The sequence below is a fragment of the Dyella terrae genome (assembly GCF_022394535.1).
Taxonomy (GTDB): Bacteria; Pseudomonadota; Gammaproteobacteria; order Xanthomonadales; family Rhodanobacteraceae; genus Dyella.
In genome coordinates, this window is sequence record NZ_CP089414.1 from 4,051,332 (window position 1) to 4,065,167 (window position 13,836).

The following is a 13,836-nucleotide window of genomic DNA, read 5'->3' on the forward strand; positions in this document are numbered from 1 at the left end:
TCAGTCCAGCGTGATGTCGGCCAGACGCTGCAGCGCTTCAGCGTACTTGCCGGCGGTGGCTGCGATCACATTGGCGGGCACATGTGGGCCGGGCGCCTTCTTGTTCCAGTCCAGCGTTTCCAGGTAGTCGCGTACGAACTGCTTGTCGTAGCTCGGCGGGCTGATGCCCACCTGATAGGAGTCGGCCGGCCAGAAGCGCGAGGAGTCGGGCGTGAGCATCTCGTCCATCACGTAGAGCTTGCCGTTCTCGTCGGTGCCGAACTCGAACTTGGTGTCGGCAATGATGATGCCGCGCTCGGCCGCGTACGCGGCCGCCCACTTATAGATGGACAGCGTGGCCTCGCGGACCTGCTCGGCAAGCTCTGGGCCCACGGCGGCCACGACGGTGTCGAAGCTCACGTTCTCGTCGTGGTCACCCACGGCGGCCTTGGTCGACGGCGTGAAGATCGGCGCCGGCAATTGCTGAGCCTGCTTGAGACCCGTCGGCAACTTGATGCCGCACAGCGAGCCGGTGGCCTGATAGTCCTTCCAGCCCGAACCGATGATGTAGCCGCGCGCGATCGCTTCCACCGGCACCGGCTTCAGGCGGCGCGTGACCACGGCGCGCTTCTCATACAGCTTCAGGTCGGTGCCGACGGGCAGCACGTCGGCCAGCGGCACGTCGAGCAGGTGATTGGGCACAAGGTGTGCGGTCTTGTCGAACCAGAAATTGGAGATCTGCGTGAGCATTTCGCCCTTGCCCGGAATCGGGTCGGGCAGCACCACGTCGAACGCCGAAAGGCGGTCGCTGGCCACGATCAGCAGGCGGTTTTCCGGCAGCGCGTAGACGTCGCGCACCTTGCCACGGTGGATCAGGTCCAGGCCCGGGAGGTTCGATTGCAGCAAGGTGGTGGGCACGGTCTTTCGCTCCTGGGTGGCCGGCCTGCGCGGCAGGACGGGAAAACGGGGAAGACGGCCCGGAACAGGCCGGCGATCAAGCGGGCAATTGTAGCGGGTGCGGCCTGGGCGCGAGGCGTGGGCCCGATGGGGCATATCCGGGCGGGCCTTTCGGCGGCTGCTAGAATCGGCGCTTTTTGAGCCCGGGTCTTTGTCATGGTCCAGCCGCGCCATCACCGCGCATCGCTCGTCCGGAGCCTCGCCGCTGCCTCGCTGGCGTGGGGCGTGCTGGCGTCGGCCCATGCTGCACCCCAGCCCAAACCCGCACGGCTGGGCCTATGCGCGGCCTGCCACGGCGAAACCGGCATGGCGCAGATCCCGGGCGCCCCGAATCTCGCGGGGCAGAAGCTGGACTACTTGCGCGAAGCGCTCAAGCAATACCGGGACGGTCGCCGTAACGTGCCGCTGATGCGCGCAGCGATCGGCCCCATGAGCGATACCGACCTCGATGAACTGGCACGCTGGTACAGCGCGCAGACGCCGTCCATGCCGTCCAACCAAGGCAACCCATGAATTTCACCTGGACCATCTGGCTCGCCCTGCTTGGGCTGATCTTCGGCCACGGACTGCCCGGTGCCGTCGTCGGCGGCATCACCGGCTTCATCATTGACAGCTTGCGCCAGGGCCAGCGCCGTCGCGCCACGCCCGAAGCGGGCGGTTACATCAGCCCGCTGTTCGCTCTGCTGGGCGCCGTGGCCAAGTCCGATGGCCGCGTGTCGGAGGCGGAAATTGCCGTCACCGAAAGCCTCATGCAGCGCATGGGCCTGGAGCAGGACCAGCGCAAGCATGCCATCGCGGCCTTCAACGCGGGCAAGCAGCCGGAGTTCGACGTCACCCCGGCCATCGAGCAATTGCGCCGCTGGGTGGGCTTGCGTCGCGATCACGCCTTCCCCGTACTCGACGTGGTGATCGTCACGGTCTTGGCCGAAGGCAATCCGCCACCGGAGAAAATGGCCATCCTGCGCCAGCTCGCCTTCGCGTTGCGTGTGAGCGACATGGAGTTGATGGCGCTGATGGCGATGAAGGGCTACGCCTGGAATGCCACGGGCGGCGGTTCGCGCGGTTACGGCTCGCGCGGCAACGGTGGCAGCTACGTGCCGCCCCAACGCTACACGCAGGGGCCGGACCCGTACACCGTGCTGGGCATTTCCCGCGACGTGGACGATCGCGCTGTGAAGCGCGCCTATCGCAAGCTCATTTCCGAACACCATCCCGATCGCCTGGGTGACCTGCCAGAGACCATGCGCAAGCAGGCCGAGTCGCGCGCCAGCGAGATCAATGCTGCCTACGAGCGCATCAAGACGGAACGCGGCTTCAAGTAAACCGGGCGTCCACGTGTGGGGGCGCACCCTGTGCGCCACTGCCGTCGCCTTGAAACCCCGGATCGCGCATGTCGGCGCGCTCCTATAGGAAGAACGAACATGAGCAAGCAATCCAACGTCATCGCCCCGTCCATCCTCTCCGCCGATTTCGCGCGCCTGGGCGAGGACACCGCCAAGGCGCTGACTGCTGGCGCGGACTGGGTGCATTTCGATGTGATGGACAACCACTACGTGCCCAATCTCACCATGGGCCCGATGGTGCTCAAGGCGCTGCGTGACTACGGCATCACCGCACCGATTGACGTGCACCTGATGGTGAAGCCGGTGGACCGCATCGTGCCGGACTTCGCCAAGGCTGGCGCCAGCGTGATCAGCTTCCATCCGGAGGCCAGCGAGCATGTGGACCGTACCATCGGCCTGATCAAGGACTCGGGCTGCCAGGCCGGTCTGGTGTTCAACCCGGCCACGCCGCTTTCCTGGCTCGACTACGTGATGGACAAGCTCGACCTGATCCTGCTGATGTCGGTGAATCCCGGCTTCGGCGGGCAGAAGTTCATTCCGTCCGCGCTGGACAAGCTGCGCGAAGTGCGTCGCCGCATCGATGAGAGCGGCCGTCCGATCCGCCTGGAGATCGACGGCGGCGTGACGGCTGCCAATATCGGCGCGATCTCCGCTGCAGGTGCTGACACCTTCGTGGCTGGTTCCGCCATCTTCAATACGCCGGACTACAAGGCTGTGGTCGAGGCCATGCACAAGGAACTGGCCGCGGTACGCGGCTGAGAGTCACCAACAAAACTACTGCGCGACCGCCAGGTGGGCGCTCGCTACGTTTTCTTGGCGACTCTGAGCAGGCTCTAGAAAAGAAAATCCCGGCGCGAGGGCACCGGGATAAGTTTCGTCGGAACGACGTGTGAGGAGACCACACGACGGCCGGTGATCCACGGCAAGAACCATCGACCGTCAGGAACTCAGACCGGGATTTTGCGGTTTGGTTCCCGTCCTTGCGTCGTCACCTTGCGATAGCGCTTTGTTAACACGCAAAAAAAATCCCCGCCTTTCGGGCGGGGAAGGAACGTGCCTAGAGGAACGGCTTTACACGGGCTGCCAGTCGGGGTCGGGTTCATCCGCCCCAGCGGCCGGCGCACTTCCATGCGCACCAGCCGCTTCCAAGGCTTCCACGGCGGAAGACAGGAAAGGGTCGTTCAGGTCGATATCGTTCACGAGCGATCTCCTCAGTGCAGGCTCATGACCAGCCCCAGCAGCAGACCACCCAAGGCGAGCAACACGCGCAGGGGCTCGAAGCCGCGCAGTTCAGCATTGGGGTCGACGTTGGGCTGGCCGGTGGGACGCATGGACGAAGGTTCCTGGGTTGACGACCCCATTGAGCGACTCCCGGCGGGCATGGCTCGGGGCTCGAATGTGGCAAAACGCGGGCAAGATCGGCCCATGCCCGGGCAGGCGAACCAAGCTGTGAACCGTGCACATCAGAGTGTGGCGCCACGCCGGCCCGGCATGGCGAAACGCGGGCAGCGTGGCCAGACGGCTTGCGAACCTTGAGCTCAGGCTGCACGCTGCGCGGCGTTGCCATCTCGGAGTGAATCATGGGCCGCAGTATTGCCATCGTCGAAGACGAACCGTTGATCCGCGCGAACTACGTCGAAGCGCTGAACCGCTTTGGCTATGAAACGCGCGGCTACGGCTCGCGGCAGGAAGCCTCCAGCGCCTTCGCCATGCGCCTGCCCGAGCTGGTCATTATCGACATCGGCCTGGGCGACGAGCCCGAGGGCGGTTTCGACCTGTGCCGCGAGTTGCGCGCCAAGTCGGCCACGTTGCCGATCATCTTCCTCACTGCACGCGATTCCGACTTCGATGTGATCTCCGGCCTGCGTCTGGGCGCGGACGATTACCTCAGCAAGGACACCAGCCTGCACCAGCTGGCCGCGCGCATCGCGGCGCTGTTTCGCCGCATCGAATCGCTCAAGGTACCGACCAGCAGCGAGACGGTGATCGAGCACGGTCCGCTCAAGCTCGAATCCGAGCGCATGCGCATCACCTGGAACAACGAAGAGATTCCGCTCACCGTCACTGAGTTCTGGATGGTGCACACGCTGGTGCGCTTCCCCGGCCACGTGAAGAATCGCGACCAATTGATGCGCGAGGCGGAACTGGTGGTGGACGACGCCACCATCACCTCGCACATCAAGCGCATCCGTAAGAAGTTCATCGCCGTGGCACCGGAATTCGATGCCATCGAAACGGTGCATGGCGTGGGTTATCGGTGGAAGCCTTGATGAAGCGTTGGTGTTTTGCGTTGTTGCTGTTGTTGGTGATGTCAGCCGTGCAGGCGGCCAGTCCTGGCGACAAGAGCGTCATGGTCTACGGCCAGGCGGATCGTGACGTGCCGGGCTGGGCCATCCTCACTGATCTGCCCGATGGCTGGACACAGGACTGCTGCATGTACGCCAAGGCGATTGGCGTGAATCTGGTGCTCTATAAGGGCGAATGGACGGGTGAGCCCGATCGCGTGATGGTGCTCAATGTCTGGCCGTCCAAACTGTCCTCGCTGGAAGCCGAGTTGCAGGACGACCGGCACCACTACCTGGACCGGGACCCCAAGGGTAAGGTCAGCGAGCTCGCGGTGGATAACAAGTCGATGACGTGCCGTGGCGTGCTGTACGAAGGCACGGATCACAAGGACGACGCGGTGGTGTTTTGCGACCCTGGCCTCGCTACTGACATCCGCTTGAGCTGGTCGATGACGCTGGCGCACGACGATGCGCAGAAGCAGGATCTGCTCTCGCTGTTTCGCCGCGTGGCCGGGCAATCGCTCTACATGAAGCAAGGGGCTGGCAAACAGGGCGCCGCCAAGACGCAGCATTGAGCCACGTTTTCGGTATCGTCGCCCCATGACCCTCCGCCGCAAGCTCCTGCTCGTCGCTCTCTGTACGCTGGCCCTTCCCATGGCCGGCTGGCTTTACGTGCGCCAGATGGAAACGCTGCTGCGCGAAGGCCAGGCGCAGGCGCTCACCGCCTCGGCGCGTGCCATGGCGCGCAGCCTGGTGGTCACCGATGCGCCGCTGCCGCCAGCCGGACCTGTGTGGTACGTACAGGACGCTGCAAATCCCATCACCATCGACGGTTACGGCGACGACTGGGCGCCGCTGACGCCGTGGAGCCAGCCGCTGGACAAGCGCGGCAAGCTGCTGCTCGCCGCCGATGCAGACTGGCTCTACTTGTACGCTGATGTGCGCAGCGCGCAGCGCACCCGCGCCGATGCGGATGATCCCGGTGCCTTGCGCGCCGATCACCTCGTGCTGAGTCTCGGCAAGGGTGGGCAATCGCGCCGCTTCTTGATCGCCAGTGCCGCGCCCGGGCCGGTGACGCCTCGCCCGTTGGATCCGCCGGTCGACGGCCTGCCCGCGCGCATTACCGTGCAATGGCAGGAAGACGGCAGCGGCTATCGCGTGGAACTGCGCGTGCCGCGCAGCGGGCTCGACAGCCTTGGCTTGGCGGTATTCGATCCGGCGACGGGCGGCGACCCCGAGGCGGTGCAGAGCCGTCCGCTGGTCAACTATTCCAAGGCTTTGTCAAAGGAGTTGGGCCTGCTGGCGCTCGACGGAGTCCAGGCGCGCGTGCTCGCGCCACAGGGCTGGTTGTTGGCGCAGACCGGTCGCTTGACGACGCCCACCATGGCGCCAAGCGATCAACCGGGCTGGTTTGCCGCGCTGGTCTATCGCTCCCTGCTGGCCGATCAGGTCGACGATGCAGAGTTGTGGACGCAAGACGTGCCGCGCCTGGATGTCACCGAAGTGCGCGAAGCAAGCTCTGGCAAACCAGCTACGTTGTGGCGGCAGGGTGAGGCACGGGGCAGTGTGGTGCTTGCCGCTGCGGTGCCGATCGAGCGGGATGGACAAGTCGTCGGTGTACTGCTGCTTGAGCAGGCCAGCCGCGCCGTGCCCCTGTTGGCCAATCGTGCCTTGTTGGGTTTGTTGCTGACGAGCTTTGGTGTGCTGCTGGTGGCAGGCGCCATCCTGTTGATTTTCGCCACTCGTCTTAGTCTTCGCCTGGGGCGTTTGCGTGATGCAGCGGAGCGCGCGCAGTTGAACGATGGACGTCTGGATGGCCCCTTCCCGATGACCTCCGCAGAGGATGAGATTGGCGATCTGGCCCGCAGCTTCGAGCGCCTGTTCGAGGTGGTGGGCGGTTACACCGACTACTTACGGACGTTGGCGTCCAAGCTTTCGCATGAATTGAACACGCCGCTGGCCATCGTCAAATCGTCGCTCGACAATCTGGAGCACGCATTGCAGGAGGGCAACGCCATGCCGCCCGATGCGCAGCCCTACATGCAACGCGCTCGCGACGGCGTGGCGCGGCTGGGCCAGCTGGTGCGTGCGATGAGCGAGGCCAGCCGCATGGAGCGTGCGATTGCCGCGGCCGAGCCGGAAGACGTGGATCTGGTCGCGGTGGTGCGTGGTTGCAGCGACGCCTATCGCCCGCTCGCGGGTACGCGGCGGATGGAAGCCGTGCTGCCCGACGAGCCCATGACCATGCACTGCGCACCGGAACTGATTGCGCAGGCGCTGGACAAGCTGTTCGACAACGCGTTGTCCTTCACTCCCGAGGGTGGCTGGTTGCGCCTCACGCTGCGTACCACCAGTGGCGGCGCCGAGATCGAACTGGCAAACCAGGGGCCGCCGCTGCCGGCGGCGATGCAGGGCAGGCTGTTCGACTCACTGGTCAGCCTGCGCGACAAGGCCACGCCGGGCGATGCGCCGCATCTGGGTCTGGGTCTTTACGTGGTGCGCCTCGTTGCCGAGCGTCATGGTGGTGTGGCGATCGCCCGCAACCTGGACGACGGCAGCGGTGTAGCGTTCACCCTGCAACTGCATGGGATGCCGCGTCAGCGACTTTGAGCAGCCGCTGACGGTAAGCGCGATTCGCTACTTGGTTTCACCCAGCGTCCAGCCACCACCGCCCGGCATCACTGCGAATTGCCGCACGGTGGTCGCTGCGCAGTCGGCCGGCTTGTCTGTGCACTGAGCCAGCGTGACACGCAAATGCTGGTCGTCCACCAGGTCGAAATCCGCGAGTTTCGTACTCGCCAAACTTGCGGCCTTGTCGAGCACGGTGCCGATGAATACGCCGTTGTGGAACACGTACAACTGCAACTCACTGGGGTGGCACTGGTTGTCAACCGCCACCGCAGCTTCCGCGACGTAAGTGTCGCCCTTGCGTTGTGCGCGGCCGGTGAGCAGGCGTTCGCCGGTGAGCAGGAAGCGATCCTCCTCATTCTTCGGCTCGGAGGTACGTGTCACGCATTGGGTCGCGGCGACGGTGCCCGGTGCGCCATGCGACAGCGGCTTCAACGGTCGCGGGACATAAGGTTGCGCCACCGGCATCGGGGCCGGGCGATGCATCCACATCACCAGCGCGGTGGCGCTAAGCACCACCGCAGCCATGGCCACGACGCGACCTTGCAGGGCAGGGCGCGGATGCAGATACACCAGGGTGCACAGGGCCAGCAGCAAGGCGAACGGCGACGCGGGATGCCAGAACAACGCCAGCAAGGCGACCAACGCCGTGACGATGGCCGCGAAGGAGAAAGCCTTCCTCTCCGGCTTGGTCACGGGCGCGGCAGGTAGCGGCGGTGGCTGGTGGGGCGCGGGGGTGGTGACTTCAGGCTCGAGCGTGGCCGTGTCGTCGATAGGGTGCTGCGTTGGTACCTGCGCCTGCGGTGGCAGCGGCGGCGGTTCCTCCGCTGCTGGAGTGGGCGTCCAGGCAAACCAGGTCTGGCCACCGTCGTGGCACCACTGGTCGCCCGGTTCGGCGTAGCGCTCCAAGGCATCCTCCGGCAAGGGGCCACGCACCTGGTTGTCACGGCGCAGCCACACCAGCCGGTCGCCGTCCGGCCATACATCGGCTTCGACGCCCAAGGCGCGCAACTGGGTCGCCTGCGCGTCGGCGGTCTCGGCATCCAGGCCGAGGCGGATGATCAGCGGCGTCCGCGCGAACACGCGCTCGCGAAACCCTGCCATCTCCATGCCGAAGGCTGCCGCCATGCGTTCGTGCACGGCGTCCGGGTCCTGGCCGTCGAGCAGGCGGCCGGAAAGTACCAGGCAACAGCGGTCCATACCCATCGATTCCCCCTGCGGATGCCGTCATGTGCACCGATGCCGCAAGGTTAGGCGTGCTAGCCCGGGCGAACAAGCAGACTCTTTCTTAGCGCTGGGCTTCGGTTCGTCGGCTTCCTGCCCCTACAATGGCCGTTCAAGCTTGGCCATCCGGATCCCCCACGTGATTTCCCGAGACGATTTCGACGCGCTGGCAGCGCAGGGTCATACCCGCATTCCGCTGGTGCGCGAGGTGTTTTCCGACCTCGACACGCCGCTGTCGGTATACCTGAAGCTGGCCGACGGCCCGTATACCTTCCTGTTCGAATCGGTAGAGGGCGGCGCGACGTGGGGGCGCTATTCGATCATCGGCCTGCCTGCCAAGCGCGTGTATCGCCTGCGCGGCCACGAGCTGGAAGTGGAAGATGCCGGCGAGGTCACCGAGCGCCGCCACGTGGACGATCCGCTGGGCGAGATCGAAAACCTGCGCAAGCAATACGACGTGCCGCGCCTTCCGCAGCTGCCCGCTTTCAGTGGCGGCTTAGTTGGTTATTTCGGCTTCGAGACCATCGGCTACATCGAGCCGCGCCTTGCCCGGTGGGATCGCCCCGACGAGCTGGGCACGCCCGACGTGCTGCTCATGCTCGCGGAAGAAGTGGCGGTATTCGACAACCTCAAGGGCCGCCTGTACCTGATCGTGCATGCCGATCCTTCGCAGCCGCACGCCTATGCCGAAGCTCAGCGCCGACTCGACGCGCTGGTGTACCGATTGCGCCAAAGCGGCGTGTCGTACCCGCAGCTCAACCAGGGCACGGCGCTGGACGAAGGCGACTTCAAATCCTCCTTCACCAAGGAGGAGTTCGAGGCCATGGTGGAGCGCGCAAAGGAGTACATCCGCGCCGGCGACATCTTCCAGGTGGTGCCTTCGCAGCGTCTCAGCGTGGGCTTCAATGCCCGCCCGGTGGACGTATACCGCGCGCTGCGTGCGCTCAATCCTTCGCCGTACATGTACTTCGTGGACCTGGGAAATACGCAGATCGTCGGTTCCTCGCCGGAGATCCTCGCGCGCCTGAAAGACGGCAAGGTTGTGGTGCGTCCGCTGGCCGGCACGCGCAAACGCGGTGCGACCGAGGAAGAAGATCAAGCGCTGGAGGCGGAACTGCTCGCCGACCCCAAGGAGCGCGCGGAGCACGTGATGCTGATCGACCTTGGGCGCAACGACATCGGCCGCATCAGCGAAACGGGCAGTGTGGAAGTGAGCGAGTCCTTCGTGGTCGAGCGCTACTCGCACGTCATGCACATCGTTTCGCAGGTGCAAGGCAAGGTCCGCCCGGACGTCGGCTACATGGACGTGCTCAAGGCCACCTTCCCGGCAGGCACACTCAGCGGTGCGCCCAAAATCCGCGCGCTGGAGATCATCCAGGAGTTGGAGCCGTACAAGCGCAACATCTACGCCGGTGCGATCGGCTGGATTGGCTGGTGGGGCGACGCGGACACGGCCATCGCCATCCGCACCGCCGTGATTCAGGATGGACGTCTACACGTCCAGGCCGGCGCGGGCATCGTATACGACTCCGACCCGTCGTCCGAATGGGAAGAGACGATGAGCAAGGGGCGCGCTCTATTCCGTGCCGTGGCCCAGGCTGCGAAGGGCCTATGAGCATGCGTCGCATGAGGCGGCCCGCAACGTGGACCTGCGCCCTCGGCCTGGGTAGTTCATTGTTGCTGGCGCCGCTGCACGCGCGTGAGCCTGAAACCCCGCCCGTCTGGCACGATGACGCCACCTCTCGGTTCGAGGCGCTGGCGTTGCTGCAATCGCTCAACGCTGAACTGCTCAGCCATCCCAGCGCCACGCTCACACTGGAGCGCTGGTGCGGCGAGCACCATATGGCGGCCGAAGCCAAGGTCGTCGCGGAGCGCGTGCAAGGCGAAGACAAACCGCTGCCTGCCGACGGACGCACCCAGTTGCAGATCGGCCCTGATGAGCCCGTACGCTATCGTCGCGTGCAGCTCACCTGCGGCGGACACGTGCTGTCAGAGGCAGACAACTGGTACGTGCCATCGCGCCTTACCGAGGCGATGAACCACGAACTCGATACCACCGACACGCCATTCGGCAAGGTGGTGCAGGCGCTGCATTTCCGTCGCCAGACCCTGTCGGCGGAACTACTATGGTCGCCGCTACCGAAAGGCTGGGAGAGCGAAGCCAACCTGCCCACATCCAGCGGCGCGGTGCTTTCCATGCCCCATCACGTTCTGCAGCACAGAGCGTTGTTGTTCGACGAGTCGAATCGTGCGTTTAGCCTCGTGGTCGAGAGCTATACGTCACAGGTGCTCGCCTTCGCTCCCGCAGCCCCGCATCGGCCATAAGTTAGATATCCCGCCACTCGTTTTCTCCCGTGGCTTCGATAAGAATGCGTGAGCGCAGTCACAGGGGGCTGGCTGCCAGGCATCGGGCCGTCGATCGACGGGATCTCCGTGCAACACCTACGCGATGTGCATCACGCCGCCGATGTCCCACCCCTTGCTACGGACATCCATGGGGGAGTGTCCGGTGAATGCCTGGGGTGCCAAGTCAGGGGAATGACATGAAGCATTTATGGAAGAAGGGCGTCGTGCTTGCGTGCGCCTTGAGCGTGTCCGCGTGCGCGTCGATCGTCGGTGGGCGCTATCAGAAGGTACAAGTGGAAACCCGCGCCGCTGACCAAAGCATTCGCGCTGATTGCACGCTGAGCAACGGCGAGAGCCAGGTCCACGTGACCACGCCGGGCACCGCCACCGTTCACCGTTCGTCGCACGATCTCAACGTGAGCTGCCAGAAGGACGGCAAGCAGATTGCGCAGCAATCCTACGATTCGACCATCCGAGGCATGGTCTGGGGCAACCTCATCTTTGGCGGAGTGATCGGCTTGACGGTGGACTTATCGGACGGTGCCTGGCGTCACTATCCGGACAAGCTGAGCGTGCTGGCGTCCTCGTCGTATGCTGCCGTGGGCGGCTATGCCAACCCGGGCGGGGCAGGTACAGCAAGCTACGCAGCGTCGTCATCGCCCCAAGCCAACGGCCTGGCCAGTCTCGACAGCCGCGTCAGCAAGACGATGTTCAACGCGGCGCAGAACGTGGCGGCCGCGCGCCAGTGTGACCGTGCGATCCACGTGGTGATGGTGGACGGCCAGCGGGCGATGTTCCGTTCGCAGTGTCCGGTCTCTGGCGACGTGCAGATCGAGTGCGCTGGCGATGCCTGCGTGGCCATGCAGCCCATGGGCGTCGCGAGTTATTGAACAGGCTCTAACCTCGCTTTGAGGGAGCCGGCTGTCGGCCAGGCTCCCGTGAGTGTTTGAGATTGTTCCTATGTTTTGAGCCGTTGACGCTCACTACCTTTTCGGAATCCCGAATCAAGCCGTTGGCGAACGCCCGGCACGGAGGTTCCGCATGGTTTCCCCTGTTGTCGAATACGTCGTCACACGCAAGCGTGGCGAGGGTTGGAACGTCGTGCGCAATGGCGCGCCGATTGGGCGGCGCTATGTGCTGGTCAGCGCATTGGAGTTGGCCACACATCTCGCCGAACGCGAGGCTGTGCGCAGTGGGCAAAATACGCGGGTGGTCATGGATCGCGAGGAGACCCACTGCTTGCCCAGCTACCGCCCGTGGCGCCAGGCCGCCTGATTCACTTCGTCAGGAACAGTTGCCCGATGGCCAGCGCTGTCGGGTAAGGCTCTGGGTCGTTGCGGTTGCTGAGCAGGATCACCGTCAGATGCTGCTTCGGCCAGCGGATGATGACGTTGCGAAAGCCCATGCTTTCGCCTGAGTGCCATAGCACATCACCATGGATGCGCCAGCCAAAGCCGTAGCTATCGACGTCGGTTTCGCCGCTCACCTTATTCTGCGCGCTGAAGGCAAGCTGGCGAGAGGCATCGGACAGCAGGCGGTGGTCGTAGAGTGCTGCATCCCACTTCGCCAGATCATCGATGGATGAGTAGATGCCGCCGTCGCCGCGCGTCGCGCTGGTGGGGCTTTGGTCCGTCTGCACCCAATGGCCGCCGTCCTCGCTATAGCCATAGGCGCGATGCGTCACCGCCGGTCCGCCGCGCACGTAGAGCAAGGTATGCGCCATGCCTGAGTGGCTGGAAGATATTCTTACCCAGAAAGTCCTGCAGCGATTGGCCGGATGCGCGCTCCACGATGAGCCCCAGCAACACGTAGCCGCCATTGCTGTAACGATAAGACGTGCCTGGCGCGAAATAGTTGCGTGGTTCGGCGGCCAGCATGCGCAGCACGTCGGCGTCATGGATCTGCGCGGTCTGGTCTGCGGGCATCAGGTCTTCGTAATCGATCAGGCCGCCGCCATGACTGAGCAACTGGCGGATGGTGATCTGCTCGTGCGCTGCAGGAAGCTCCGGCAACCAGTGACGCACATGATCATCAAGGCTGAGTTTGCCGCGTTCCGCCAACAGCAAAATGGCCGCCGCCGTGAACTGTTTGCTGACAGAAGCGAGCCGGTAGTTGGTGGCTGGCGTCGCGGTCTCATGCGTCTCCAGGTTGGCTTGGCCGTAGCCGCGCTTCACCAGTGGCTTGCCATCTTTGATGACCAGTAGCGATGCTCCCGGCGCGTCACCCTGGTAGCGGGCCATCAGCGCATCGACATCGGGGGTGGAATCCTTGCCGTGCGCGAGTCCGGCGACGAACAGCGTGGCGGCCAGCAACGGAGCTAACTTGCGCATCATGTGTCGTCTCATGGTGTGGCGGGGTCTTACTGCACGGGTACGTCGTAGATGGTGTCTGGCGTGGGCTCGGGTGCGAGCGTGTAGTGCCACCACTCCATCGCATAGTTGCGGAAGCCTTCCCGCTCCATTGCGCGCTTGAGCACTTCGCGATTTGCATGCTGCGCGGGCGTGGCCTCGGGTGAGTCGGTATTGGCGAGCGTGCCGAAGTAATCGAAGTCCGTACCCATATCGAGCGGCGTGCAGTGCGTATCGGCCGCATCGCATTGCATCAGCGTGAGATCTACCGTGGCACCACGGCTGTGGCCGGAGACGGGCGCGATGTAGTCGCCCAGCAGGGCGCTCTTGTCGAGCTTGGGATAGTGCGCGGCCTTAGTGCGTTGATCAGCCAGGTCACCAGCCCAGCGTACGAAGTGCTTCACGGCGCGGGCCGGGCGATAGCAGTCGAACACGTCCAGCCGCTGATGGTGGGGACGAAGATCGCGCTGTACGCTTGCCAGTGCCTCGGCCGCCGGCTTGAGTAGCAGGCATTTGGCGGCGAGATAACCATCGACGGGTTCTCCGACGAAGTTATCGCTGCCCGCGTACTTGATGTCCTCGGCAATATCCGGTGCCAGTGGATGGATGTCGACCAGGCCTGCTTGTACCGCCGTCTGTGCGGGCGATAGCGTCGGTGTGCCGTCGGCATGGGCTGCACAGGCCAAGAGCGACCCTCCGAGTGCCACCAAGAAGCGCCGCTTCATC

At 64.5% G+C, this 13,836-nt stretch carries 14 protein-coding genes and 1 pseudogene; 10 read left to right on the top strand and 5 right to left on the bottom strand.

The genetic code is table 11. From position 1 onward, the window contains the following. The gene (locus DYST_RS17755; protein ID WP_239947158.1) at positions 1-897 is read right to left on the bottom strand and encodes a phosphoribosylaminoimidazolesuccinocarboxamide synthase; all 897 of its coding nucleotides are present in this window, start codon (positions 895-897) and stop codon (positions 1-3) included. A 195-nt stretch (positions 898-1,092) separates the two neighbouring features. On the opposite strand from DYST_RS17755, the gene DYST_RS17760 reads away from it, so the two are divergent. The 3 genes from DYST_RS17760 (at position 1,093) to rpe (ending at position 3,038) form a co-directional block, all read left to right on the top strand. Continuing rightward, a complete protein-coding gene (locus DYST_RS17760) occupies positions 1,093-1,449 on the top strand; it encodes a c-type cytochrome (protein WP_239947160.1) in 357 nt (118 codons plus the stop codon). Then, entirely contained in the window at positions 1,446-2,258 is an 813-nt protein-coding gene (gene djlA, locus DYST_RS17765) for a co-chaperone DjlA (protein WP_239947162.1), read from the top strand. The genes DYST_RS17760 and djlA overlap by 4 nt, the downstream gene beginning before the upstream one ends. 99 nt (positions 2,259-2,357) lie before the next feature. Further along, complete coding sequence (gene rpe, locus DYST_RS17770) at positions 2,358-3,038, top strand: ribulose-phosphate 3-epimerase (RefSeq protein ID WP_239947163.1); 681 nt, start codon at positions 2,358-2,360, stop codon at positions 3,036-3,038. A 312-nt stretch (positions 3,039-3,350) separates the two neighbouring features. Here the strand turns inward: rpe and DYST_RS24065 are convergent, their stop codons facing one another. Beyond that, the gene (locus DYST_RS24065) at positions 3,351-3,479 is read right to left on the bottom strand and encodes a hypothetical protein (RefSeq protein WP_255409192.1); all 129 of its coding nucleotides are present in this window, start codon (positions 3,477-3,479) and stop codon (positions 3,351-3,353) included. Positions 3,480-3,859: 380 nt separating this feature from the next. On the opposite strand from DYST_RS24065, the gene pdsR reads away from it, so the two are divergent. Genes pdsR through DYST_RS17785 form a run of 3 tightly spaced genes read left to right on the top strand, consistent with a single transcriptional unit; the run spans position 3,860 to position 7,174 of the window. Beyond that, complete coding sequence (pdsR, locus tag DYST_RS17775) at positions 3,860-4,549, top strand: proteobacterial dedicated sortase system response regulator (protein WP_102301390.1); 690 nt, start codon at positions 3,860-3,862, stop codon at positions 4,547-4,549. Then, positions 4,549-5,139 (top strand): hypothetical protein, encoded by a 591-nt coding sequence (locus DYST_RS17780; protein WP_239947164.1) that lies wholly within the window; start codon positions 4,549-4,551, stop codon positions 5,137-5,139. Before pdsR ends, DYST_RS17780 begins: the two co-directional genes overlap by 1 nt. Positions 5,140-5,164: 25 nt before the next feature. After that, positions 5,165-7,174 carry an ATP-binding protein gene (locus DYST_RS17785; RefSeq protein ID WP_239947167.1) on the top strand — a complete coding sequence of 670 codons (2,010 nt, stop codon included), beginning with the start codon at positions 5,165-5,167 and terminating at the stop codon, positions 7,172-7,174. Positions 7,175-7,201: 27 nt separating this feature from the next. Here the strand turns inward: DYST_RS17785 and DYST_RS17790 are convergent, their stop codons facing one another. After that, positions 7,202-8,392, bottom strand: coding sequence for a hypothetical protein (locus DYST_RS17790; protein WP_239947170.1), 1,191 nt, complete (start codon positions 8,390-8,392; stop codon positions 7,202-7,204). Between the two features lie 163 nt (positions 8,393-8,555). Between DYST_RS17790 and trpE the strand changes: the two genes are divergently transcribed. From trpE to DYST_RS17810, 4 genes are all read left to right on the top strand, one after another. Then, complete coding sequence (trpE, locus tag DYST_RS17795; protein WP_102301386.1) at positions 8,556-10,031, top strand: anthranilate synthase component I; 1,476 nt, start codon at positions 8,556-8,558, stop codon at positions 10,029-10,031. Between the two features lie 11 nt (positions 10,032-10,042). Continuing rightward, the gene (locus DYST_RS17800) at positions 10,043-10,741 is read left to right on the top strand and encodes a chorismate--pyruvate lyase family protein (protein WP_239947171.1); all 699 of its coding nucleotides are present in this window, start codon (positions 10,043-10,045) and stop codon (positions 10,739-10,741) included. A 218-nt stretch (positions 10,742-10,959) separates the two neighbouring features. Beyond that, complete coding sequence (locus tag DYST_RS17805) at positions 10,960-11,652, top strand: hypothetical protein (RefSeq protein WP_239947173.1); 693 nt, start codon at positions 10,960-10,962, stop codon at positions 11,650-11,652. A 151-nt stretch (positions 11,653-11,803) separates the two neighbouring features. Further along, complete coding sequence (locus DYST_RS17810) at positions 11,804-12,037, top strand: hypothetical protein (RefSeq protein ID WP_239947175.1); 234 nt, start codon at positions 11,804-11,806, stop codon at positions 12,035-12,037. Position 12,038: 1 nt separating this feature from the next. Here the strand turns inward: DYST_RS17810 and DYST_RS17815 are convergent. Both DYST_RS17815 and DYST_RS17820 read right to left on the bottom strand, forming a co-directional pair. Continuing rightward, positions 12,039-13,092 (bottom strand): annotated as a pseudogene (locus DYST_RS17815) (serine hydrolase domain-containing protein). 29 nt (positions 13,093-13,121) lie between these two features. Further along, on the bottom strand, positions 13,122-13,835 hold the full coding sequence (locus tag DYST_RS17820; protein ID WP_239947177.1) for a M15 family metallopeptidase: 714 nt from the start codon (positions 13,833-13,835) through the stop codon (positions 13,122-13,124). Position 13,836 lies beyond the last annotated feature (1 nt).